The following is a 23,074-nucleotide window of genomic DNA, read 5'->3' as shown; positions in this document are numbered from 1 at the left end:
CCGTGCGTCGCAGGGCGACCGAGCTTCCGGCCTCCCCGGCTCCGGCCGAGACCCCGCACGCCACTCCGGCCCGGTTCGTCGTCCGCCCTAGCGCTCGGCCCGCATCACCCGCAGCAGCGCCGGCAGCCCCACCGCCAGGCCCTCCCGCTCTTTCGCCGTCATCCCCGCCGCCCAGCCCTCGTACCGCCCGTGGAGCACCTCGGCCGCGCCGCGGTGCAGCCGCCGCCCGGCGTCGGTGATCTCCAGCCGGTACAGCCGCCGGTTCCCCGGATCGCGCTCGCGGGTCAGCAGCCCCTCCGACTCCAGGTCCGCGACCAGCCGGCTCACACTGCTCTTCTCCAGCACGAGGCGCTCGCCGAGCTCCCGCTGCGACATCCCCGCGTGGTGGTCGAGCTCGTGGAGCGCGAACAGCTGCGACATCGACAGCGACCGGCCGGGCACGACCTCCGCCATGAGCGCGAACTCGGCGGTGCGCACCACGTCCATCAGCAGGTGGTGCAGGTGATCCGCGTCGTGCTTCGTCATGGTTGCATTCTACAACCGTCTGCCGTACCCTAAAGGTTGTAGAGCACAACTATCAAGGAGTCCGCCATGCCGCACGACCACCACGATCACGATCACCACGACCGGCGCCACGGCGCCATCGAGGGCCGCCACAGCCACCGCTACAACCGGATCGCCCGCCTGCTCGGCCCCCTCCAGTACCGCAGGATCGCCGCCGACATCGCGGCCGCCGCTCCCGAGAGCGCCGCCGTCCTCGACGTCGGCACCGGGCCCGGCATCCTCCTCCGCATCCTCGCGAAGCGCCGCCCCGACCTCCGCCTCGCCGGCGTCGACCTCGCGCGGGACATGATCGACCACGCCGCCCGCAACCTCGCCCACCTCGACCCCGCCCCCGACCTCCGCACCGCCGACGTCGCCGCCCTCCCCTTCGACGACGCCGCCTTCGACCTCGTCGTCACCACCTACAGCTCCCACCACTGGTCCGACCCCGAGACCGGCGGCGCCGAGATCGCCCGCGTCCTCAAGGACGGCGGCCGCCTCCTCGACTACGACTTCCCGCGCGGGCCCTTCGACGCCTTCGACGACCTCGCCGAGACCGCCCGCACCCCCTTCCGCTCCCCGTGGATGCCCTTCATGCGCACCGTGCGCTTCGAGGCCGCCAAGCGATGACCGGGCGGCTACCGCACCGGTCTGCGCCGTCCCCGACCGCTTCGTCTTCAAGGACGCGGTCCAGGCCCGCAGCGGCCTGGCCCGGACCTGAAACCGGGTGCGCGCCGACCCCCGATGTGCCACAGTCACAGGGACCCTCACCGGAACGGACCGACCGATGCAGACCCTGACCCTCTGGCGCCCTTGCGGACCCGCCGAGCTCGAACTCGTGCGCGCCTCCGACTGGACCGCGTGGCCGCCCCGCCTCCCCGACCAGCCGATCTTCTACCCGGTCCTCAACGAGGAGTACGCCGCGAAGATCGCCCGCGACTGGAACGCCCCGCGCGACGGCGTCGGCTACGTGACCCGCTTCGAACTCGACCACGACTTCGCCCGGCGCTACCCCGTCCAGCAGGCCGGCGGCCGCACCATCCTCGAACTCTGGGTCCCCGCCGAAGAGCTCGACGAGTTCAACCGCCACATCGTCGGCCCCATCGAAGTGGTCGCCGAATACCGCGCGGCGTGACCCGGCTCAGCCGAAGAGCTCCCGCCACGCGGCCCTGAGCCGGTCCCCGGCACCGCGGGGCGCCGCTGGGGCCGCCGCGGACGCCGCCTCCGCGGCGGTGAGGCGCTCGACCGCCTCTGAGTACGCGTCGCTCACCGCCTCCCAGTACGGCGCCGCGTAGACCTTCAGCGAGATCCCGCCGATCATGGAGGCCAGCACCACGGCCACGGACACCCACCCGGCGGCCGGCGGCGGGTCCGGCCAGCGCTGGAGGAACATCGGCGCGAACAGGCCCGAAGGGATCGCGAGGATGAAGATCGCGGCGTCGCCCATGAGGAGGCAGCGCCGCGACTTCCGTTCGGCCGCACCGGCGTACCGCCTCGCCGACTCGACCGACATCCGCGCGCCACCGGGACTCGGGTCGGGCCAGCGCTGCCCCCGGTACCGCGGGTGCCACGGGAAGCCCGACGCGGTCGGCAGCGGCGACGCCAGGTCCAGCGGGATCGGCGGCGCCGCCTTCACCGCCCGGTACCGCCTGGCGTTCAGCACCGCCGCCGCGATGCAGCCGCCCGCCGCCAGCAGGAAGAGCGCGATGAACGGCGCGGCCGCGAGCACCGCCCTCACCGCCCGCCACCGCCGGTCCTCCTGTGGCGCAGCGTGTACCGCTGGGCCGCGGGCTGGGCCAGCCCCTGCATGAGCGCCACGGGGGCGAACCCGAGCACACCGAGGCCGATCAAGCCCGCGCTCCACTCGGCCGCCGTCCACCCCGCGACCAGCGAGTACGCCAGGAGCAGCCCGGTCGCGCCGAGCCACAGCCCGGCGAGGCCGAACACCAGCGCCCGCACGAGGTGGACGCCGGCGGACCGCTCGAAGTCCGGCCGTTCGATGCCGTAGCAGAACCGTCGCAATCGTCGCCGCATCGAACCGTTGTACCGCAACCGGTCGCGCGGCGCGGGCCGCCCGCGGGCGGCCGGGCTCCTACAGGAACTTCACACCCTGCGCGAGCGGCCGGGCCTCTACAGGAACTTCACGCCCTGCGCGAGCGGCAGCTCGCCGGAGTAGTTCACGGTGTTGGTGGCCCGCCGCATGTACGCCTGCCAGGCGTCGGTCCCCGATTCGCGGCCGCCGCCGGTCTCCTTCTCGCCGCCGAACGCGCCGCCGATCTCGGCGCCCGAGGTCCCGATGTTGACGTTCGCGATGCCGCAGTCCGACCCGGCGCTGGAGAGGAACCGCTCGGCCTCGGCCTGGTCCTGCGTGAAGATCGACGACGAGAGGCCCTGCGGCACACCGTTCTGGAGCGCGATCGCCTCGTCCAGGTCCTCGTACGTCAGCACGTACAGGATCGGCGCGAAGGTCTCCTCCTGGACCACCCCGGCCTGGCCGGGCATCCGCACCACGGCCGGTTCGACGTAGTACGCGTCGGGTGCCTCGTCGGCCAGGACCCGGCCGCCTCCGGCCACGACCTCGCCGCCCTCCTCGACCGCCCGCGCGAGTGCGCGCTGCTGCGCCGCGAAGCTCGCGCCGTTGACGAGCGGTCCGACCAGAGTCCCCGCCGCGGTCGGGTCGCCGATGGTCAGCGTCCCGTACGCGGCGGCGATGCGCCCGACCAGCTCGTCGGCAACTGACGCGTGCACGATGAGCCGCCGCAGCGTGGTGCACCGCTGCCCGGCCGTGCCCGCCGCCGAGAACACGATGCCGCGCAGCGCCAGGTCCAGGTCGGCCGAGGGGGCCACGATCGCGGCGTTGTTGCCGCCCAGCTCCAGCAGCACCCGCCCGAATCTCGCCGCCACCCGCGGCGCGACCTCGCGGCCCATCCGCACCGAGCCCGTCGCGGACACCAGCGCCACCCGCGAATTATCCACAAGGGACTGTCCCACGGCCCGGTCGGCGAGCACCAGCCGGTGCACGCCCTCCGGGGCGCCGACGTCCCGAACCGCCTGTGCCAGCAGCGCGTTCGCGCCGATCGCGCACAGGTACGCCGCCTCGGCCGGCTTCCACACGACCGCGTCGCCGCAGACCAGCGCGAGCGCGGTGTTCCACGCGTACACCGCGACCGGGAAGTTGAACGCCGAGATCACGCCCACGACCCCCAGCGGATGCCACGTCTCGGCGAGCCGGTGCCCCGGGCGCTCGGACGGCAGCGTGCGGCCGAACAGCTGCCGCGACTGGCCCACGGCCAGGTCGCAGATGTCGATCATCTCCTGGACCTCGCCGAGCGCCTCGGACTCGATCTTCCCGGCCTCGGCGGTCACCAGCAGCGCCAGTTCGGCCTTGTGCTCGGTGAGCAGCTGCCCCCAGCGCTTGACCAGGTTCCCGCGCACCGGCGCGGGCACGTCCCGCCACGTCAGGAACGCCTCGTGGGCCGCGGCCACCGCCGCCTCGACGTCGGCCTTCGTGTGCTCGGCGGTCGTCGCGAGCAGCTCGCCGGTGATCGGCGAGCGCGCCTCGTGGGGCCCGCCGAGCGCCCCGGCGTCGACGCCGAGCGCCGCGAGCGCCTCGCGCACCGAGGCCGCCAGGGTGCCGGCCGCCGGAGGGGCGGTGGTGGGGTTGGTCATCGTCACTCCCGAGTGTCGTCGTCGATTCGGAGACCGAGGATCTGCTCGGCCTCCCGCAGCGACCCGTCCCGCTGCGCCGCGTACAGGTCGAACGGGTCATGGATCTCGGCCCCCACGAGTTCGGCGAGCCGGTCCAGATCGTAGACGGCCCCGGCCTGCGCGTCGTCGCGCACGCCCTCGTCCGACAGGTTCGACTGGAAGATCCCCGCGGCCGACCGCGGCAGGAAGTCCTCGTACACGATCGGCTCGGGCACCAGCACGCCCGCGTCGACGAGCTCCCGCAGCGACGCCCGCTCCGCGCCCGGTGCGACCCCGGCCGCGCGATAGGAGAAGAACCCCAGCCCCTGGAGTTCGAGCTCGGCCTCGGTCGAAGGCAGCCCCTCCCGCCACACGTCGAGGGCGACCTCCTGCCGGCTCCCGCCCTGCTCCTCGCCCAGCCGCCGGTCGACCTCGGCGACGAGCCGGTCGTATCGGTCGCGGCCCTTGCGCGTCAACGCGATGCCGCGCTGCTCGACCTCCCCGAACCGCACCCGCAGCGACCCCGTCCGCACGGACCCGTCGGCCTGCCGGAAGACCCGCTCCTCGGCCAGCGCCCGAAACGACGTCTGCCGCAGCAGTACGTCGGGCCCCTCCCACGCGGGCGGCCCCTGGATCTCGCTGATCATCGCGATGCCCCGCGCCTGCATCCGCGCGTACAGCTCGTCGATGTCCAGGACCCGCGGCGTCAGGTGGTTGATGTGCGTGGCCGGCACGCCCCCGATGTCGGCAGCGACCGCCGAGATCCGCTCCAGGTGGTCGTACCACTCGCGTTCGATCGGCTCACCGGTCAACCGGAACGAGTCCGTGGCGAGCCCGAGCAGCCGCTCCGCATCATCGTCGTCCAACCCGCCCTCCGCGGCGGCCCGGTCGGCCAGCGCCAGCAGCTCCGAGCCGAACAGCTCCCGCTCCGAGACGAAGGCCTTGAGGCGCTCTTCGGTCTCGGCGTCGAAGAACCGCCGGTCCTCGGTGACCAGCATCGAAGTGAAGACCCGGAACGGATTCCGGGCCAGCTCCTCGGCCGCCACGGGCCGGAACGCGGTCGAGACCACCGGCACCGAACTCGCCGAGGCGTCCCGCAGGTCGTAGAACCCCACCGGGGCCATCCCGAACGCCGCGAACACCCGCGCGACCTCCGCCATCTCCCGCGGCGACCCCACCCGGATCGCCCCGTGCCGCTCCGCGGTGACCCGCTCGATGCTCCCGAGCCGCTCGTCGCCCCGAACCTTCGCGGCCTCGGCGTTCACCTCCGTGCACACGTCCACAAGGGTGTGATACGCCGGGACCTCGCTCCCGTACATCTCCGCCAACCGGACCGCGAACCGCGCCCGCAGCTCCCATGTCGCAACCATGCTCTGCTCCTTCAGATGATGTGCCGCTCGTGCACCGGCGCCGCGGCCGCGAACCGGTCGGCATGGAACGCCGACGGGTCCATGAACGGCTCCCGGCCCAGGTACAAGTCCCGCACGACCTCGCCGACCGCGGGCGCCTGCAGGAAACCGTGCCCGGAGAACCCGGTCGCGTACGAGAACCCCGGCACCTCCCGCGAGACTCCGATCAGCGCATTGTGATCGGGAGTGTTCTCGTACAGCCCGGCCCACCCCGACACCAGTTCCCGCCCGACCAGCGACGGCGCCACGACTGCCGCCGCCTCGTCGAACGCCGGCCGCCACTCGTCCGAGTACTCCCGCCCGAACCCGGGCTCCTGCGCGGCGTCCGAGATCCCCAGCAGCAGTCCGCCGTCGCAGTTGTGGAAGTACAGCGTCGTCGAGAGGTCCAGGGTGAACGGCACCGTGGGGAGCCCGCTTTCAGGGGCGGTGATCCCGATCTGCCGCCGGACCGGCTCGACCGGCAGCGACACCCCGGCCATCTCCCCGACGCGCTTCGACCATGCCCCGGCCGCGCACACGACCCGCCCGGTCCTGACCACCCCGCGGCTCGTGCGCACCGCCTCGATCGCCCCGCTCGAACCGTCGATCCCGACGACCTCGGCGGACTCGCAGACGACGACCCCGAGCCGTTCCGCGGCCGCCCGATAGGCGGCCACCACCAGCGCGGGCTCGGCATGCCCGTCCCGCGGCGAGAACGAACCGGCCAGCAGCGCCCGCGGGTCCAGCCAGGGATTGAGCCGAGCGGCCTCCGCCGCGGAGACCATCCGTCCCGACCCGCCCAGACCGCACTGCAACCGGGTGGACCGCTCGACCGCGTCGACCTCCTCTGGGCTCCGGCACAGGAACAGGTACCCGACCTGCCGCAACCCGATCGCGTCCCCGAACCGCTCGAACGCCTCCAGACTCCGCTGCCCCAGCAGGATGTTCCCCGGATCGGAGAACGTCGCCCGGACCCCGCCCACCGGCTTCGCCGAAGACCCCCGCCCCACCAGGTCCCGCTCCACCACCACGACCCCGCGCACCCCGGCCTCGGCCAGGTGGAACGCCACACTCAACCCGACGACCCCGCCGCCGACGACGACCACTTCCGCATCCGCAGGCACGTTCGATCCACCCACCGGCAACCTCCCTCTCAGGTCGCCCCAGTATCCCGACCAACCCCCGCCGGGTCCAGCCTCGCCCGACTACGATCCCGCCATGAACCGCGTCGAATTCCTCCTCACCCCCACCACCGTCACATGGAGCGACTTCACGAACCCGCACCGACCCGGCTGGGACCGAACCACCCTCCGCCTCTTCGTCTTCGACCGAGCCCGATACGAGGCGTCCCTCCGAACCACAGCGCAGCCCCCGGCCACCGGGGCATGAGGCGACCTCGCACACCAGCCCTTGCGGGCGGCCCTAGGATGACGGCCATGTCAGTGAACATCCATCTGAACCTCTACGTGGGCAACCTCGAGTCGCCGGACGAAGCCGACCGAGTCCGAGCGGCGGTGGACCTCGTCCTGAAGGACCACGGGATCGAGTCCTGGATGGTGGTCCGCGTCGCCCACGACCCGCCATCCGTCACGGCCCGCAGCGAGCCCTACCCGATCATCATCAGCGGTTTCGGCAGATGGAGCCCGACGTTCGAGCGCGACGTCGACCAGTCGATCCACGCCGTCGCCCCCGGCGCCCGCATCTCCCTCGACTGGGGCTTCCCCGACGAGGAGTGATCCCACTTGCGTTGCGGGTCGGGTGCATCGAAGACGACGCTCGCCGACCAGTAGCCCGCCGGACCAAGTCGGCCGGCGGGCCTCAGGGAGCGAGGCGGTGGTAGCGGCGCTTTGGTTTGCCCTGGCTGTCCCGCTGCTGTTCGGGGATCGTGGGCCAGCGCCGCATGAGGGCGTTGCGGAGTTCGCGGCCGCGAGCGGCGGTGACACCGGTGCCGACGACGGCGGCGACGAACAGCCCGACCGAGACCAGGATCGCGGCGAGCGACTCGGTGCGGTACGCGGCGAAGACCTCCTGCGAGCCCAGCCCCATGCCCTGACCGAGCATGTATGCAGAGCAACCGAAGACCAGGCCGACACCGGACAGCATCGCGCCCACGCGCGCCAGCGGATGCATGCGCTGCTCTGAATGGAACGCCAGGACGTCCTTGTCAGGGCGGCGAGACCTCGCGTCGGCCAGCGATGTGAGCAGGTCGCTGCGCTCGCCGCGCTGCTGCGCCCAGTAGAGCAGCGCCCCGATCAGCGCGAGCAGCGCCGTCAACGGGACCGCGACCGCGAAGATCCAGAACCCCCACGAGAGCACCCGCTCGATGAACGACCCGTAGTAGACCTCGTCGCACTCGCTCGTCCCGCGCCCGGGGAAGCTCGCGCACCGCATCACCATCGATGCCAGCATCGCGACGAAACCGAGGACACCGACGAGCCCCGCCGCGTAGATGAAGCCGGCGGCCTTCGAGGACCGCGAGGCCAGCGGGTCCGCTCCGCCGCTGCTCTTCGCCCGCTTCCAGGCCCGCGCCTCGTCCGCCGCACTCCAATGCGAGGCGATCCGCTCCCGCCGCCTGGCGTGCGGCCGCGGGAGCCACCGCTGGCACGCGTACCCGAGCAGGCTCATCACCAGCGCGTATCCGAGGGCGGACAAGGTGATCACCCACCCTTCGGGGCTGCTGTCCACCAGCACCACGAAGAACCCGACCACCCCCAGCAGACCCGCCAGAGCCGCGTTCCCCCACCCGAGGAAGCCGAGCCGCGAGGCGGGCGGCTCGATGACCGACGCGACCTGATCAGGCGAGGGCACAGCGGAACGAGACGCCCCTTGCTCGGCGGCCTTCACCAGCGCCCTCGAGACTGCGACCTCCCGCAGACAGCTCACCACCGCCCACACGAACGCCACACCGAGCCCGAACAGCATGAGGAAACCGACGCTGAACCGCATGAGGTGATCGACCGCAGTCTCAAGTCCGGGGTCCCCGAGCAGATGTTCCTCAGCGAGGATGCCCGCCCCCAGGATCAACGCGAACGAGACGCCCAGACCCACCAGCACCGCCAGCAACGCCCGAGCACACGCCCCCGCCACCGCACCCGCAATCCCGACCGGGTACTCGTGCCAATGCGGCTCCTGCGACCCGCTCCCGCCCTCACCCATCGAAGGCCCCCTCACCTCGTCCGACCACCGCCGCATCCTATGAACCCTTCACCACCACTGGACACGGCCCGAACTGGATCCGCGGGGGACGTCTGGAAGGCGGAGGCGCGGACGAGATCGGGGACCGAGAACGGCGATCTGAGCCCGCCGAAGGCGTCAGCGGCGGTCCTGTCCGGAAGTGGCGCACAGCGCGTGGTCGATGAGCGCACTGGCGGCCTGCTCCTGCTGGAGGGCGCTGTCGGGTGAGTCGGCGAGGGCGGTGGACATGGAGACGGTAGCGGCGCGGCCGCCGTCGTCGGTGACGCCGTTGAGTGTGATGTAGCCGCTCTCGCCTCCTTCGTGGCCCCAGTAGCTCCCGCCGCAGGACAGGGGACGGTTCATCAGGCCGAGGCCGTAACCCGCACCCGGCCAGTACGCCTCCATCTCCTCGCCGACCGGGACGGTGTCCCGCATCTCGGCCAGCATCGCCTCGTCGAGGAGCACGCCGCCGAGCAGGCCCTGGAAGAAGCGGTTGACGTCCGCGGTGGTGGAGACGTAGCCGCCCGGGTCGGGGACGATCACCTCGGTGACGTCGGCTCGCTCGCCGGAGGGATAGCGTTCGTAGGCCCTCGCGTGCGGGCTGCGCGGTGTGGGGTCGCCGCCGGGGAGATAGGTGCGGTCCATGCCCAGTGGATCGAGGATCCGGGTCTGGACCTCCTGGTGCCACGGGCGGCCGGTGGCCTCCTCGATGATCATGTCGAGCAGGACGTAGCCGGTGTTGGAGTAGCCCCAGCCGGTCCCGGGCTCGAAGTCGGGCGCGTGCGCCATCGCCCGCTCGATGATCTGCTCGGGCGTGTAGACGTCGTACCGGCGCTCCAGGTAGTCCGCATGGTCGGCGTAACCGGGCAGGTCGTCGTGAATGCCGCTGGTGTGCTGGAGGAGCTGGCGGACGGTGACGAGCCGCCCGTCGTTGCCGTTGCCGTCCACCACACCCGGCAGCCACCGGTCCACGGTGTCGTCGAGCGACAGGGCCCCTTCGCCGACCAACTGCAGCACCACGGTCGCCACGAGCGACTTCCCGGTGCTGGCGATCCTGAAGTAGCCGTCCTCGGGCACGGGCCGGTCCGTGCCGAATTCGGCGACGCCGCTGACAGCGGTCAGATCCGGCCCGGTCTCGTCGCTCACCCGCGCCTGCACCCCGACGACGCCCAGCGCCTCGATGGCCTCCGCATCGCGGAGCAGGTCCTCCGCCCCGTACTCGTTCGCGGTGTCGCCGCGCGGCTCATCGTCCTGAAAGTGGACGGCGGCGGTGACGCCCACGGCGGCGAGGGCGAGCACACCGCCGGCGAGCAGGAGCCTGCGTCGAGGCCCCGGACCAGTGGTCGTTTCGTTCGTTTTCATGCCCCGAACGCTAAGCGCGTCAAGCGCTGCGAGTCGCTACGGCGGACTCCCGTCCACGAGCTACAGCCACCTGTAGTGCCAAGCGCCCGCCCGGTGCATAGGGTGAACCGCGCGGCATGACCCCGTGCCGCTCACCCACGAGAGAGGAGCGATCGGTGCGCAGCGCATTGGACGCGGCCCGCGGCCGCACACGGGCGACGGTGCGCGGCGGGCGCTATCTGCTCGGCGTCATGGTCAGCGCGCTGGTCACCGTCGCCGCCGCTCCCGTCCTCTGCGTCCCGTCGCTGGGGCAGGCGTGGACCGAGCGGCACCGCCGCGGCGCGGGCACGCTGACGGCACGGAGCGTCGAACCGCGCCGGCGCGCCACCGGCCGCAACCTCACATGGCTCGCGACCCACGTGCTCATCGGTCTTCCCTTGGGCGCGTTCGTCCTGCTGCTCTCGACCTGCCTGCTGGTCACCCTCGCCGTCGCGGGGCTGTGGTGGGCCTTTCCGGACCCGCCGTGGATGCCGGTGATCAGCGATCCGATCACCGGCTGGGGCGCGGCGCTCTCGCTCGGCGCGGTGAACCTGATCGTCCTGTCGGTGCTCACCCTCGCCGCGATCCCGCCGCTCGCCGGGGTGCACGCCCGCTGCTGCCTCGCGGTCTTGGCCCCCTCGCCTGCGGAGCACCTGGTAGAGCGGGTCACCGAGCTCACCCGTACGCGCGCCGACGTCCTCCAGGCGCACAGCGCGGAACTACGCCGGATCGAACGCGACCTGCACGACGGCACCCAGGCCCGGCTCGTGTCCATCGCGATGCGGCTCGCCGTCGCCGGCGACGCCTACGCGCGCGACCCGGACGCGGCCGCCGGCCTGGTGCGTCAGGCCCATGCCGAGACCGAGGAGGCGATGACCGAGCTGCGCTCGGTCGTCCACACCATCTACCCGCCGGTGCTGGCCGACCAGGGACTCCCGGGCGCCCTCACCGCCGTCACCGCCCGGGCCGGGGTGCCGACGCGCCTCGACGTCGGGCCCCTCGGCGAGATCCCCGCCGCGGTCGAGGCCGTCGCCTATTTCGCCGTCACCGAGGCGCTCGCGAACATCGCCCGGCACAGCGGCGCCACCGACGCCGCCATTCACGTCGAACTCGACGGTGCGCTCCTGCGCACCCGGATCACCGACAACGGCAACGGCGGCGCGGACCCCTCCCGCGGCTCGGGCCTCGACGGCATGCGCCGCCGCGTTGCCGCCCTCGACGGCAGCATGGACGTCAGCAGTCCGCCCGGCGGACCGACCGTCATCACGGTGGCGCTGCCGTGCGCGTAGTCATCGCCGAGGACAACGTCCTGCTCTCGTCCGGGCTCGAACTCCTGCTCGGCACCAAGGGTTTCGAGGTCGCCGCCGTCGCGACCGACGCCCCCGGCTTCCTCGCCGCCGTGGAGGCCCACCGACCCGACGTGACCATAGTGGACGTACGTCTGCCGCCCGGCTTCCGCGACGAAGGCATCCGGGCGGCCCTGCAGGCCCGCCGCGATCACCCCGCCCTGCCGATCCTGGTCCTGTCGCAGTACGTCGAGCACGCGTACGCGACCCGCCTCCTCGCCGACACCCGCGGCGGTATCGGCTACCTGCTCAAGGACCGCGTCAGCCGCGTCACCGAGTTCACCGACGCCCTCCGCCGCGTCGCCGACGGCGGCACCGTCATGGACCCCGAGGTCATCGCCCAGCTCCTCGCCCAAGGCGACCCCGTCGACACCCTCACCCCGCGCGAACGCGAAGTCCTCGCCCTCATGGCCGAGGGCCTCGACAACACCACCATCGCCGCCCGCCTCTTCATCACCGACAACGCCGTCCACAAGCACATCGGCAACATCTTCCTCAAGCTCGACCTGTCTCCCGAAGACAGCGGCCATCGCCGAGTACTCGCGGTCCTGGCCCACCTCCGCCACCACGGCACCCCACGAACCGGGGACCGGCCGGCAGGAGTGCAGAACGGGGACCGGTACCGACCTGGTTCACGATGACCCCGGCGGAGACGCTTCGTTGATCTGGTCGAGGGCCCTCAAACGCCCTCCATAGGCCCAGTGCTGTTCTGAGGGTTGTACAGAGAGTGCGGATACGCTAACGTCCTTCATGTAGTGAGGGCGTTACGCAAAGTGGGGGTAAGTCTGACGCCGTTCCTTCCCAAGGGAGGCAGCGTCATGACCGGAAGCGTTCGGGACATCCTCGACCACATTCGAGTCGCGTCGCAGACCAATGCGGAACGAGGCAGACGTTTCGAGCAGCTCATGCTCGCCTTCTTCCGCACTGATCCGCAATGGCGGCAGCAGTTCTCCGAGGTGTGGATGTGGGCCGACTCGCCCCTCGCCGAGGGCAATGCCACCGATACCGGCATCGATCTCGTGGCGCGAGAGGTCGGATCCGAAGCGTTCTGCGCGATTCAGTGCAAGTTCTACGAGCCGGACAAGGTGATCCGCAAAGCCGACATCGACTCCTTCTTCACCGCCTCGGGTAAGAAGGGCATCAACCGACGGATCATCGTGTCGAGCACCGACAAATGGGGCCCGAACGCCGAGGCCGCCCTTGCGGACCAGCAGGTCGAGGTGACCAGGGTCGGCATGTCTCAGCTCGACACGAGCCCGATCGACTGGAGCGAGGTCGCCTCCGAGCACGCGTGGGCCGCCGGGGAGCGTCTCGGGCCGCGCTATCTGCGCGCCAAGAAGGCGCCCATGCCGCACCAGGACGAAGCGATCGAAGCCGTGCTCGCCGGGTTCGAGACGCACGACAGAGGCCGTCTGACCATGGCCTGCGGCACCGGCAAGACCCTGACCTCGCTCAAGATCGCCGAACGGCTCGCCTCCGCACATGAGGATCCCATCAGCGTGCTGATCCTGGTGCCGTCGATCGCCCTGCTGTCCCAGACCATGCGCGAGTGGGTCACCGAGGCCGAATCCGCTCTGCGGCCCTTCGCGGTGTGTTCAGACCCGAAGGTCTCGAAGCAGTCCAAGCTCTCCGACTCCGGCGACCAGGCGGTGCACGACCTCGCCCTGCCCGCCACCACGAACGCGGTAAAGCTCGCCGATCGGGTCCGCGGTGGCGACTACGGGCCCGGAATGACCGCGGTCTTCTGCACCTACCAGTCCCTGCCCGTCATCGCCGATGCTCAGGCTTCAGGTCTGGACGCCTTCGACCTCGTCGTCTGCGACGAGGCGCACCGCACCACCGGCGCAATGCTCGCCGGGCGGGACGAGTCCAGCTTCACCCGGATCCACGACCCGCAGTACATCGCCGCCGAGCGGCGCCTGTACATGACCGCTACGCCGCGGATCTTCACCGAGCCCGCCAAAGCGGACGCCCAGCGGGCGAGCGTCGAGCTCTGCTCGATGGACGACGAGGCGAGGTTCGGGCCCGAGTTCCATGAGTTGGGCTTCGGTAAGGCGGTCGAGGCCGGTCTGCTCGCGGACTACAAGGTCATGGTGCTGGGCGTCGATACGCGTTATGCGGCCACCACCTTGCAGGTGGAACTCGCCGACGACAACATGGAACTCAACGTGGCCGACGCCGCCAAGGTGATCGGAGTCTGGAACGGGCTGTCCAAGCGCCTCGGGCCCTCGATCGCAGAGAGCGGATTCCGCCCCGGCGAGGCGCCCATGCGGCGTGCCGTCGCCTTCGCGCAGAACATCGCCGCGTCAAAGCACCTGGCCGAAGTCTTCTCGCAGGTGACGGAGCGACTCGGCGGAACCGCCGAGGAGAGCCTGCGCTGCGAGGTCGAGCACGTCGACGGAACGATGAACGCCCTGGAGCGCGGCAGAGCCCTCGAATGGCTGAAGGCCGAACCCGGTGAACGCACGGCTCGCATCCTTTCCAACGCCCGATGCCTGTCCGAGGGTGTCGACGTGCCGGCGCTCGACGCGGTGCTGTTTCTCCACCCGCGCAACTCGATCATCGACATCATCCAAGCCGTGGGACGTGTAATGCGGCGGGCTCCTGGCAAGGATTACGGCTACATCATCCTCCCCGTCGCCATTCCGGAAGGCGTACCTCCGAACGAGGCCCTCGATGACAACGAGCGCTACAAGGCCGTATGGCAGGTTCTCAATGCCCTTCGCTCGCATGACGATCGATTCAACGCCGAAATCAACCGGATCGGCCTCAACAAGTCCCGCTCTGATCGGATTCTCGCTGGGCACATTGCCGCCGACGACGACCCGAGCGACCTTGGGAACCTCGTGCAGGCCGCCCGCAGCGGCATGGCATCGGTCGAGGACTGGCGCGACGCCATCTACGCGCGAATCGTGCAGAAGGTCGGCACACGGGTCTACTGGAAGGAGTGGGCCAAGAAGATAGCGGACATTGCGGGCGACCACATGGCCCGCATCAACACCGCCGTCGAGCTCCCGGGCAAACGAGTCGTGTTCAACACATTCGTTGCAGCCTTGCGTTCGAACCTCAACCCCTCCATCTCAGAGCACGATGCTGTCGAGATGCTCGCGCAGCACTTGATCACGAAGCCGGTCTTCGACGCGCTATTCGAACGGTACGAGTTCGCCGAGTACAACCCGGTCTCGAAAGCAATGGACACGGTGCTCGAAGCACTCGGTGATCAGGCACTGGACACGGAGCGAGACGAACTCAAACGGTTCTACGAGCAGATCCGAGTCCGCATCGAGGGCATCGACAACCCTGCGGGGCGGCAGAAGATCCTTCTCGAGCTGTACGAGCAGTTCTTCAAGAACGCCATGCCCCAGGTCTCAGACAGGCTCGGCATCGTGTACACCCCGGTCGAAGTCGTCGACTTCGCCCTTCATCTCACCGATCAAGCGCTGCGGAAGTACCTCGGTGCCTCGCTGAGCGATGAAGGGGTGCAGGTGATCGACCCGTTCGTGGGCACTGGATCCTTCCTCGTCCGGCTCCTGCAATCGGACCTCATCCGCCCCGAGGATCTCGAAAGGAAGTACGGCAGTGAGCTCCACGCGAACGAGATCGTCCCGCTCGCCTATTACATCGCCGCCGTCAACATCGAGGAGGCGTTCCACAGCAGGTCCGAGGAGGCTGCGTACCAGCCGTTCGATGGCATCGTCCTGACCGACACGTTCCAACTCTACGAGGGAGCGACTGAAGCCGCGGACGATGTGCTCGGAGGTAACACCAAGCGCGCGGTGCGCCAGCAGAGTTCGCGGATCATCGCCATCACCGGCAATCCGCCGTACTCGGTCGGACAGAACAGCGAGAACGACGGCAACCAGAACCTGAAGTACACCAGCCTCGACCGTCGCATCCGCGAGACCTATGCGGCCAAGTCGACCGCTACGAACAAGAACTCGCTCTACGACACGTATGTGCGAGCACTCCGCTGGGCGAGTGACCGGATCGAGGACGATGGCGTGATCTGCCTCGTCGTGAACAACGGGTTCATCGACGGGAACACCGCAGCTGGCCTGCGCCGCGCCCTCACCGAGGAATTCGACGCGATCTACTGCCTCAATCTCCGAGGCAACCAGCGAACCGCCGGCGAACTTTCGAGGAAGGAGGGCGGCAAGATCTTCGGTTCCAACAGCCGGGCAGGGGTTGCCGTGCTCCTGCTTGTCAAGGGCGGCAGCGCGGCCGGAAAGGAAGTCTGCCATCTCTACTACCGGGACATCGGCGACTACCACGACCGGAAGCGCAAACTGGAGATCGTGGCGAATGGAACCGATCTCATTCGGGCGCAGGGTCTGGACGCCTTCGGGTGGCAGCAACTCGACGCAGAAGCGGACGGAGACTGGATCAACGTACGAGACAAGCGGTTTCAGAGCTTCCGTGCCCTGGGCGACAAGACCGGCAAGACTCTGTCGATGCCGATCTTCGAAACGCATACCTGCGGACTCAAGACGGGGCGGGACGCATGGGTGTACAGCTTCACCGACCCCTCGCTGAGACATAGCGTGCAAACGATGATCGACTTCTACAACGATCGAGTGGAGCGACTGGAATCCTTCAAGGGAGACGCCGCGGTGGGAGACCAGCTCTTCGCCGCTACCGGGAGTCAATTCAGTTGGAACAGGGCGGATCGGAGAAGACTGCTAAGAGGTGTGCGGCTACGGTTCAACGAGCATAGGGTCTTTGAAGCGACCTACCGCCCATTTGTGAAACAGCATGTCTACCTCACGACTGAGACCAGCGACTGTGTCTACCAGCTGGAACGAGTGTTCCCCGAACCCGACCTCGGCAATGTGGGTTTCTATACGACTGGTACCGGTTCTGAAGAGCCGTTCTCAGTGCTTGCGATCGACAGTGTCCCGGACCTGCACGCCGTAGGAACCATGAGCGTCGGACCGCTCTTCGCTCGCTACGCCTATCACCGTGTCGGTCCCGATTCTCTGGCCTTTGGCAATGCAATCGGGGGTTACGAACGATCGGACAACATCACGGACACCGCCCTCAGGGACTACCGGGAGACCTACCGAGACGACTCGATCTCGAAGGACGACATCTTCCACTACGCCTACGGCATCCTGCACTCGCCGGAGTACCGGTCGGAGTTCGAAGCGGATCTGAAGAAGTCGCTACCGCGAATCCCCAAAGTCGCGCAGTTCCATGAATTTGCCCGTTCGGGCAGCCGGCTCATGCGGCTGCACCTCGCCTACGAATCGGTCGAGCCGTACCCCGGCATCCGAGAGATCGTTGGCCAAACCAAGACGACCGACCCGGCGGACCTCTACCGCGTTGACCGCAAGATGCGATTCGCATCCAGACAGGACCGCACCCGGATCGTCTACAACCCCCACGTCACGCTCACCGACATCCCGGAAGCCGCCTACCGCTACCAGATCGGCTCCCGATCGGCCGTCGAGTGGATCATGGACCGCTACTACGTCCGCACCGACAAGGCCAGCGGCATAGTCAACGACCCCAACGACTGGTCTGACGACCCGCGCTACATCATCGACTTGCTCAAGCGCATCGTGACCGTCAGCCTGGAGACCACGGCGATAGTGGACGCCCTCCCGCCGCTGGAGGTATTGCCCGATCAATGACCTGAGCTCATTGTGAACGAACCGAACTGTGCCAGAAGCCCGCGCTCTGGGATGCGTGTCCGGCATGCGACACGTTCGAGGGACGCCCGATTCGATGGAAGTCGGTAATATCCCCACTACTGCACGCCCCCTCATCGAAGGGCAGTCGCCCCATGAACTCGATTCCGCCCCAGGAATCCCGAGATGAAATCGTTCGCGCCGTCAAGGCCAGGTCGACGCGGCTCCGAACCGCGACCTCGAACACCCTCGTCGCCGTCATCGGGGCCGCAGCCCTCGCGCCGGTCATCGCCGCCGCCGCTGGTTCGGCCCCGATCGCACTCGCGGCCGCCGGGGTCATCGGCGGTGTCGGCGGAGGCCAGCTCGTGACACTGCTGCAACGCAGTGCTGATCGCATCCGCGGGCAGCGCGCCGGGACTCTAGACACCGATCTCCCTCAACTCATCCAGCAGACGATCCAGACCGAGATCGCGACGCGACTGGATCGCGGCGACGCCGATGCCGGACGCCTGCTCGCCGAGGTCGTGCAGTTCATCGAGCGCGTCGACGGGTTCGAAGCGGCCCTGGGCAGCGCCGCCGACGAACTGCACGACCACCTCCGCGACGAGTTCGCCGCCCTGGAGGGGCGCACTGGAGGCATCCTCGAATCACTGGCGGACATCGAAGCCGGGCAGACGCACCTCATCGACCGCTTCGACGAGTTCGAGAAGCGGTATTCACACGGATCCCAGCTGCCGGCATCACCGACTCTTCCGGCCGGGGATCTCGGTGTCGAGCCGGACGATCTGTTTCCGCCCGTGCAGATCGCCCATCCACCGCCACCACTCGAGACCTGGACCCCAGGGGCCGAGATCACCGCCGGCCAGGAGCGCTATCTGCTCTACGACCGGCAGACCGCCGAGCGGATCGCACCGGACAGTTCCCTCCGACTCAGCACTGCTCTCGCACAACGGCTTGCTCCGACCCGGGACCGGGGCGCCCGCTTCGTATGGCTCCGGCAGCTCAAACGGCTGCGACCTGGGCTCATGGCCCGCGCGGCCGAGAGCGGGCTGCGGCGTGAGCACGAACTCCTGGCCGAGATCGGCTCTGAACGCGGAGCCGCTCGGGCGTTTCCGAAAGCCGTCCAGCTCGAGACCGACGGCACCACGATGACTTCGGCACTCGCATGGCCGACGCAGCGGCGCGGCACCGCCCCCTGCGATGGACTCGACGGCCTCGCCCCAGATGATGGGCGACCACTGAGCGAATGGGCGCTCGCCGAACTCCTCGCCGGTCTCGCCGGTCTGTGCGATGCGCTCGGAATGCTGCACCAGCGCGGACTCAGCCACCGCGATCTCACGCTCGAAGGCATACTCCTGGCAGAGGCCCGGCGGCTGGTGCTGCGAGATCTCGGTAAGACCGGTAACGCACCCGCCCACGGTGAGACACAGAGCTCCTACGCCGCCCCGGAGCAGCGGCGCCGAAGTGACGCACCGCCGGGTCCGTCCACCGACGTGTATCAGATCGCCGCGCTCACCTACCACCTCGCGGCCGGACACCCGCCGCCCGGCGTCGCCGCACCACCATTGCGTACGCAAGCTCCGGATGCACCCGGGAAGCTCGCCGACGCGGTCGACAGCGCACTCTCCGCCCGGCCCGCCGACCGGCCCACCGCTCCCGCCCTCGGCGACGCGTTCCGCGCAGTCGCCGACGAACTCGCATAAGGAGACCGCTTGCGTACGCTCATGCTCCCGCGCCCGATCGTTCTGGTCCCCGGCAAGAACCTCCCAGGGAAACTCCGTACGGCCGCCCGCGACGACCCGCGAATGCCCGGCGATGTCGGACAGGTCCTCCGGAAGCTCGTCGAGCTCAACAACGGCAGCGGGATCCCGGCGACCGTTCCCGCACCGAAGCAGGGCCAGGACTGGGGATGGTTCGCCTACACCCCCGATTACAAGATCCGTTTGTTCCTCACCCGGGATCGGGACGCCTACATGATCGCGTTCGTGGCGTCCCTGAGACACGACGATCATCAGCGCCTCGCTGAAAGCTGCCTCAAACTGCGGGCACCCGGTTGGACGGCGGTGCCCAGCCCGCCGCAGATCCCTCACGGTTCGGCGGCCTATGCGAGGGAGATCGCGTACGCGTGGAAGCAGTTGGAAGCCGAGCGGGCCGCTGCACGCGGGTCAGCGCCGCTGACCTCGCACCAGACGGGGTTCCTCGACATGCTCGACGAGATGATCGACGCCACTGAGACGATCAGCCGGAACCAGACCGAGAAGTCCAGCGCTGCCCTGTACCGCGCCAAGCACTCCACCGGCGAGCAGCGCTTCGGCCTCCACTCGGTGTACCGGTTCGACATGGCGGGCGAGCATGAGCTGGGCGAGGGCAAATACGTTCATCACGTTGAACAGCCCGACATCAAAGGCCAGGTCACCAGGGTCAGCGGCGGCACCGTCACGGTGAAGTTCGACGTACCGATCGATTGGGATGCGCTTCCGCAGGTCGGCGAGCTGCGGGAGACTCCGAACGCCACGGTCTTCAGGACTCAGCGCGAATCGGTGGAGCTCCTGCGCGCGGGCGGATCCGAGAACCCGCATCTGCTCCGAACCGTCGTCGACCACCGGGTCAGGCCGATTCCGGGACGCTCCTTCACCCCGAACGAACCGCTCGACGCCGAGCAGCGGCTCGCGTTCACGAAGGCGCTCAACGTGGAGGACCTGCTGCTCGTGCACGGCCCTCCAGGCACCGGGAAGACCCGGACCATCAGCCAGACGGCCCGGTCGGCCGTTCACGACCTCGGCCAGAAGGTGCTGATCTCGTCGCATTCGAACCGGGCGGTCGACAACGTCCTGGCCACGCTGCCGAACGATGTCGAGGTGATCCGCGTCGGCTACCGGGAGGCGGTCACTCCCGAAGGTCGCGCATACCTCCTAGAGAACCGCGAAGCCGAACTGCGCGAACGGGTGCGGGTCGCGGCGGCGATGAAGCTGGAACCCTACGGGCATCTCGCCACGGCCGAAGCATGGGTGTCGGAGTTCAACGCCCGGACCGACCGGCTGAATGCGGCCGCAGGTCTGGTGGCGAACGCCGGCAAGGCGGTCGCGGCGCGCACCGCCGCCGCGGCATCCCCGTACCAACCGCAGATCGAGCAGTGCGAGCGCGAGATCGCGTCGGCTTCGGGCCGCCTCGCACGCGTGCGCGCCCGCCAGAAGCGAACTGCGACGTGGAGGAGCGAAGTCGAAGCGAGAGCCGGCAACCCGCTCATCGGGTGGATGCTGCGCTTCGTCGTCGCCGTGCTGGCGCGTATGGAATCCTCCGCCGAAGGCCGAGGCGACCGCATCGACACCGAGCTGCACGAACTCGAGACGCTGCACGCCGAGGCCGCGGCCGCGCGAGACCAGGCGGTCGCAACCGATGCCGGGGTGATCGAGGCACGGCAGCGGCGCGCGGCGTGTGAACGCGAGGGGCAGGGCGATTGGCGCGAGGTGCGAAAGGCCGCTGAGGCGCTGTGCACGGCCCTGCGCGGACTCATCGCAGTCGACCACCCGCCTCGACCTCCTGAGCAGCCCGCCGTCGAGGACACGGATCTGCGCGCGGCGGCCACCTGGGCCGGCACGCAACGCGAACGGCTGCAACGCGAACTCCCGCTCCTGCGTGGCCGCAGAGACCTGCTCACCAGGTGGCACGCGGCCGTCGACTCCGCCAAGGACCAGCTGAACGGCGAACTCATCCGCTACGCCGATGTCATCGCAGCCACCTGCACCGGGTCGGCCTCCCGCCCGGAGCTGTCAGGAGTCGAATTCGACCTCGCCGTGATCGACGAAGCCGGCCAGATCGGTATCACCGACGTCCTCGTTCCGCTCACCCGCGCCCGCCGAGGCGTGCTCGTCGGCGACCACCAGCAGCTCCCACCGTTTCTCGACACCGAGGTCGACGCCTGGGGCGCCGGTCTCCGCAATCCCCAGATCCGAACGATGCTCTCCAAGAGTGCTTTGGAGATCCTCACCGGCGCACTGCCTCCGAGCAACCAGGTCTCGCTGATCCGACAGCGCCGGATGCCTGAGGTACTCGCCGACTTCATCTCCCGCAGCTTCTACCAGTCCCGGCTCCAGACCGAACACGCACGGCCCCATCGCGACCCACTCATGCAGACCCCGATGACCCTCATCGACACCTCCGGACTGCCGCCGCATCGGCGATTCGAGCAGCCCGGGAAGGTGCGCGAACGGTGGGCGGCGAGTGGCAGCGCCAACGACGCCGAGGCCGAGATGCTCGCCGGACTCGCGGCGTACTACCACGATCAACCGGGGGACTGGTGCGTCATCGTTCCCTACCGTGCGCAACTGCAACTGATCAGAGCCAAACTGCGCAGACTCATCTCCGACCCCGAGGCCATCGAACGCGACACCGGCACCGTCGACGCCTTCCAGGGCGGCGAGCGCGAGGTCGTCCTCTACGGGTTCACCCGGAGCAACAAGGCCGGCCGCGTCGGATTCCTGCGTGAACTGCGGCGCGTGAACGTGGCTTTCACCCGTGCCCGCTCGCAGCTGATCATCACCGGCGACCTCTCCACCCTCTCCCGCAGCACCGACCCTGGATTCCGCGACCTCATGGAGGACTTGCAATTGCATCTCAACAGCAGGGGCGACATCCGGCCCTATAGGGAGATCGAAGCGCTCCTCAAGGACCTTCGTGGCGAAGGCGGCGCACATGGCGGGCGGTGAGTCGACGTTCGCCAATCGGCGCGGGAGGGCCATCGAACACGCCCGCCACGAACTGGGCCTGACACCCACCAGGATCTTCGCCTGCCTGCTGCCGCTCTGGCGAGTCGAGATCCAGGCCACGGTGACCCTCGGCCGACCCTACGACCTCATCGACCGCTTCCTGGAGGAGGCGATCGCCACGGCCGGACTCGACACGGCTGCCGCGCTGGCCGACTTCTACTCCCTGGACGACATCCTCGTCGATCGGGCGCTGCGGTTCCTCGTCCGAATCGACCACCTGGTCGAGCACGGCGGGCGCTATCGGCTGACCGATCTCGGCCGACGTTCGATCCAGGAAGGAGAACGCCTCGAGCGCAAGAAAGGCGATCGCAGGGTGCTCTACTTCGAGGCGCTGACGTCACAGCCCCTGACCCGCGAGTACTACGACACCAGGAGCGTCTCGATCGTGGAGTCGCACGAACTTCAGCGCTTCACCAGGCCCGACAAAGGCGTCCGGTTCCAGCCGGTGGGGCCAGTGGACGGCCTGCACGCGAACGCGCTCCAAGCCCTCGCCCGGCGGCCCGACCGCGATCGGTTCAACCTCCCCGGCGGCGTGGAGGACCTCGTGGCGCTCGGTGCCGATCGGCAGGTATACCTGCCGGTGTTCGTGATTCGCGCCGAGCCGCGGGGTGGCGGACGGCCTCGTTGCCTGGTCTACTCGCAAGTCGGGACCAGGCACGACCCCGAACTCTCCGAGGCTTGCACAAGCCATGCGTTCCTGGCCGCGCGGCTTGAGCAGATGGAGGCGCAGGGGGTCGGCGGACTCGACCGCGACCGGATCACCGAATGGCTCGACCGCCAAGGTTTCAGCGCGCGGACCTCGGTCAAGCGGGTCCAGGGCGTGTGGCGGGTGGAGCTGCCGGAGAAGTCGTTCGGAGGCAAGGACCGGCCGGCGACCAGGAAGATCGGCCAGTACGAGGTGACCCGCGAGATGATCCTGCAGCTGTGGTGCGGCTCGCCGCACGCTCGAACGAGGGCGCTCCTGGACCGCGCCGCCGTCTACCTCGCCTCCGCCCGCTCACCGAAGCCCGACCAGGCCAAAGCCCGCCTCACCCTGTTCCGCCAGCAGCTCGAACTCGACCCGATCGGTCTCGGCCGCTTCGCCGATCTCGCCGCCGAGTCCGGCCACCACCACCTCGCCGAGCAACTCCGCGAACTGCGGTGAGGCCCGACCTGAAACA

The 23,074-nt window shown here is 69.3% G+C and carries 18 protein-coding genes; 10 read left to right on the top strand and 8 right to left on the bottom strand.

The features are described from left to right. Positions 1-87 precede the first annotated feature (87 nt). Positions 88-525, bottom strand: a complete 438-nt coding sequence (locus ABD419_RS22095; RefSeq protein ID WP_344491289.1) for a MarR family winged helix-turn-helix transcriptional regulator — start codon at positions 523-525, stop codon at positions 88-90. 66 nt (positions 526-591) lie between these two features. Here ABD419_RS22095 and ABD419_RS22090 point away from each other — a divergent pair, with 66 nt between their 5' ends. Together ABD419_RS22090 and ABD419_RS22085 are read left to right on the top strand one after the other, a co-directional pair. After that, positions 592-1,173: a class I SAM-dependent methyltransferase gene (locus ABD419_RS22090; protein WP_344491286.1), complete on the top strand. Its 582-nt coding sequence runs from the start codon at positions 592-594 to the stop codon at positions 1,171-1,173. Between the two features lie 157 nt (positions 1,174-1,330). Continuing rightward, positions 1,331-1,678 carry a hypothetical protein gene (locus ABD419_RS22085; RefSeq protein ID WP_344491283.1) on the top strand — a complete coding sequence of 116 codons (348 nt, stop codon included), beginning with the start codon at positions 1,331-1,333 and terminating at the stop codon, positions 1,676-1,678. A gap of 6 nt (positions 1,679-1,684) precedes the next feature. Here the strand turns inward: ABD419_RS22085 and ABD419_RS22080 are convergent, their stop codons facing one another. From ABD419_RS22080 to ABD419_RS22060, 5 genes are all read right to left on the bottom strand, one after another. Further along, positions 1,685-2,281: a hypothetical protein gene (locus ABD419_RS22080; protein ID WP_344491280.1), complete on the bottom strand. Its 597-nt coding sequence runs from the start codon at positions 2,279-2,281 to the stop codon at positions 1,685-1,687. Then, complete coding sequence (locus ABD419_RS22075) at positions 2,278-2,577, bottom strand: hypothetical protein (RefSeq protein ID WP_344491277.1); 300 nt, start codon at positions 2,575-2,577, stop codon at positions 2,278-2,280. Before ABD419_RS22075 ends, ABD419_RS22080 begins: the two co-directional genes overlap by 4 nt. Positions 2,578-2,673: 96 nt before the next feature. Next, a complete protein-coding gene (amaB, locus tag ABD419_RS22070) occupies positions 2,674-4,212 on the bottom strand; it encodes an L-piperidine-6-carboxylate dehydrogenase (RefSeq protein WP_344491274.1) in 1,539 nt (512 codons plus the stop codon). 2 nt (positions 4,213-4,214) lie between these two features. Further along, positions 4,215-5,600: a 2-oxoadipate dioxygenase/decarboxylase gene (gene hglS / locus ABD419_RS22065; RefSeq protein WP_344491271.1), complete on the bottom strand. Its 1,386-nt coding sequence runs from the start codon at positions 5,598-5,600 to the stop codon at positions 4,215-4,217. Positions 5,601-5,611: 11 nt separating this feature from the next. Beyond that, positions 5,612-6,742 (bottom strand): NAD(P)/FAD-dependent oxidoreductase, encoded by a 1,131-nt coding sequence (locus tag ABD419_RS22060; RefSeq protein ID WP_344491268.1) that lies wholly within the window; start codon positions 6,740-6,742, stop codon positions 5,612-5,614. A gap of 94 nt (positions 6,743-6,836) precedes the next feature. Here ABD419_RS22060 and ABD419_RS22055 point away from each other — a divergent pair, with 94 nt between their 5' ends. Together ABD419_RS22055 and ABD419_RS22050 are read left to right on the top strand one after the other, a co-directional pair. Further along, a complete protein-coding gene (locus ABD419_RS22055) occupies positions 6,837-7,007 on the top strand; it encodes a hypothetical protein (protein ID WP_344491265.1) in 171 nt (56 codons plus the stop codon). A gap of 47 nt (positions 7,008-7,054) precedes the next feature. Further along, positions 7,055-7,354, top strand: a complete 300-nt coding sequence (locus ABD419_RS22050) for a hypothetical protein (protein ID WP_344491262.1) — start codon at positions 7,055-7,057, stop codon at positions 7,352-7,354. 82 nt (positions 7,355-7,436) lie between these two features. Here the strand turns inward: ABD419_RS22050 and ABD419_RS22045 are convergent, their stop codons facing one another. After that, positions 7,437-8,681: a hypothetical protein gene (locus ABD419_RS22045; protein ID WP_344491260.1), complete on the bottom strand. Its 1,245-nt coding sequence runs from the start codon at positions 8,679-8,681 to the stop codon at positions 7,437-7,439. 249 nt (positions 8,682-8,930) lie between these two features. After that, positions 8,931-10,154: a serine hydrolase domain-containing protein gene (locus tag ABD419_RS22040; RefSeq protein ID WP_344491258.1), complete on the bottom strand. Its 1,224-nt coding sequence runs from the start codon at positions 10,152-10,154 to the stop codon at positions 8,931-8,933. A 155-nt stretch (positions 10,155-10,309) separates the two neighbouring features. Between ABD419_RS22040 and ABD419_RS22035 the strand changes: the two genes are divergently transcribed. The 6 genes from ABD419_RS22035 (at position 10,310) to ABD419_RS22010 (ending at position 23,058) form a co-directional block, all read left to right on the top strand. Beyond that, positions 10,310-11,461, top strand: coding sequence for a histidine kinase (locus ABD419_RS22035; RefSeq protein WP_344491255.1), 1,152 nt, complete (start codon positions 10,310-10,312; stop codon positions 11,459-11,461). Next, entirely contained in the window at positions 11,452-12,159 is a 708-nt protein-coding gene (locus tag ABD419_RS22030; protein WP_344491252.1) for a LuxR C-terminal-related transcriptional regulator, read from the top strand. The genes ABD419_RS22035 and ABD419_RS22030 overlap by 10 nt, the downstream gene beginning before the upstream one ends. A 177-nt stretch (positions 12,160-12,336) precedes the next feature. Continuing rightward, the gene (locus tag ABD419_RS22025) at positions 12,337-17,151 is read left to right on the top strand and encodes a DEAD/DEAH box helicase (protein ID WP_344491249.1); all 4,815 of its coding nucleotides are present in this window, start codon (positions 12,337-12,339) and stop codon (positions 17,149-17,151) included. A 152-nt stretch (positions 17,152-17,303) separates the two neighbouring features. Next, positions 17,304-18,851: a protein kinase family protein gene (locus tag ABD419_RS22020; protein WP_344491247.1), complete on the top strand. Its 1,548-nt coding sequence runs from the start codon at positions 17,304-17,306 to the stop codon at positions 18,849-18,851. Between the two features lie 9 nt (positions 18,852-18,860). Next, positions 18,861-21,854, top strand: coding sequence for a DEAD/DEAH box helicase (locus ABD419_RS22015; protein WP_344491244.1), 2,994 nt, complete (start codon positions 18,861-18,863; stop codon positions 21,852-21,854). Beyond that, the gene (locus tag ABD419_RS22010; protein WP_344491241.1) at positions 21,841-23,058 is read left to right on the top strand and encodes a hypothetical protein; all 1,218 of its coding nucleotides are present in this window, start codon (positions 21,841-21,843) and stop codon (positions 23,056-23,058) included. The genes ABD419_RS22015 and ABD419_RS22010 overlap by 14 nt, the downstream gene beginning before the upstream one ends. The last annotated feature ends 16 nt before the right edge of the window (positions 23,059-23,074 follow it).

The sequence above is a fragment of the Glycomyces endophyticus genome (genome assembly GCF_039531525.1).
Classification (GTDB): Bacteria; Actinomycetota; Actinomycetes; order Mycobacteriales; family Micromonosporaceae; genus Glycomyces; species Glycomyces endophyticus.
The sequence above is the reverse complement of the archived record's forward strand: the minus strand, read 5'-3'. Positions and strand labels throughout refer to the sequence as shown.

Excerpts from the sequence above, each read along its gene's own strand:
- ABD419_RS22095 (WP_344491289.1), bottom strand. The coding sequence starts at position 525 with ATGACGAAGCACGACGCGGATCACCTGCACCACCTGCTGATGGACGTG.
- ABD419_RS22025 (WP_344491249.1), top strand. The coding sequence starts at position 12,337 with ATGACCGGAAGCGTTCGGGACATCCTCGACCACATTCGAGTCGCGTCG.
- amaB (WP_344491274.1), bottom strand. The coding sequence starts at position 4,212 with ATGACCAACCCCACCACCGCCCCTCCGGCGGCCGGCACCCTGGCGGCC.
- ABD419_RS22020 (WP_344491247.1), top strand. The coding sequence starts at position 17,304 with ATGAACTCGATTCCGCCCCAGGAATCCCGAGATGAAATCGTTCGCGCC.
- ABD419_RS22075 (WP_344491277.1), bottom strand. The coding sequence starts at position 2,577 with ATGCGGCGACGATTGCGACGGTTCTGCTACGGCATCGAACGGCCGGAC.
- ABD419_RS22050 (WP_344491262.1), top strand. The coding sequence starts at position 7,055 with ATGTCAGTGAACATCCATCTGAACCTCTACGTGGGCAACCTCGAGTCG.
- ABD419_RS22085 (WP_344491283.1), top strand. The coding sequence starts at position 1,331 with ATGCAGACCCTGACCCTCTGGCGCCCTTGCGGACCCGCCGAGCTCGAA.
- ABD419_RS22055 (WP_344491265.1), top strand. The coding sequence starts at position 6,837 with ATGAACCGCGTCGAATTCCTCCTCACCCCCACCACCGTCACATGGAGC.
- hglS (WP_344491271.1), bottom strand. The coding sequence starts at position 5,600 with ATGGTTGCGACATGGGAGCTGCGGGCGCGGTTCGCGGTCCGGTTGGCG.
- ABD419_RS22040 (WP_344491258.1), bottom strand. The coding sequence starts at position 10,154 with ATGAAAACGAACGAAACGACCACTGGTCCGGGGCCTCGACGCAGGCTC.
- ABD419_RS22090 (WP_344491286.1), top strand. The coding sequence starts at position 592 with ATGCCGCACGACCACCACGATCACGATCACCACGACCGGCGCCACGGC.
- ABD419_RS22010 (WP_344491241.1), top strand. The coding sequence starts at position 21,841 with ATGGCGGGCGGTGAGTCGACGTTCGCCAATCGGCGCGGGAGGGCCATC.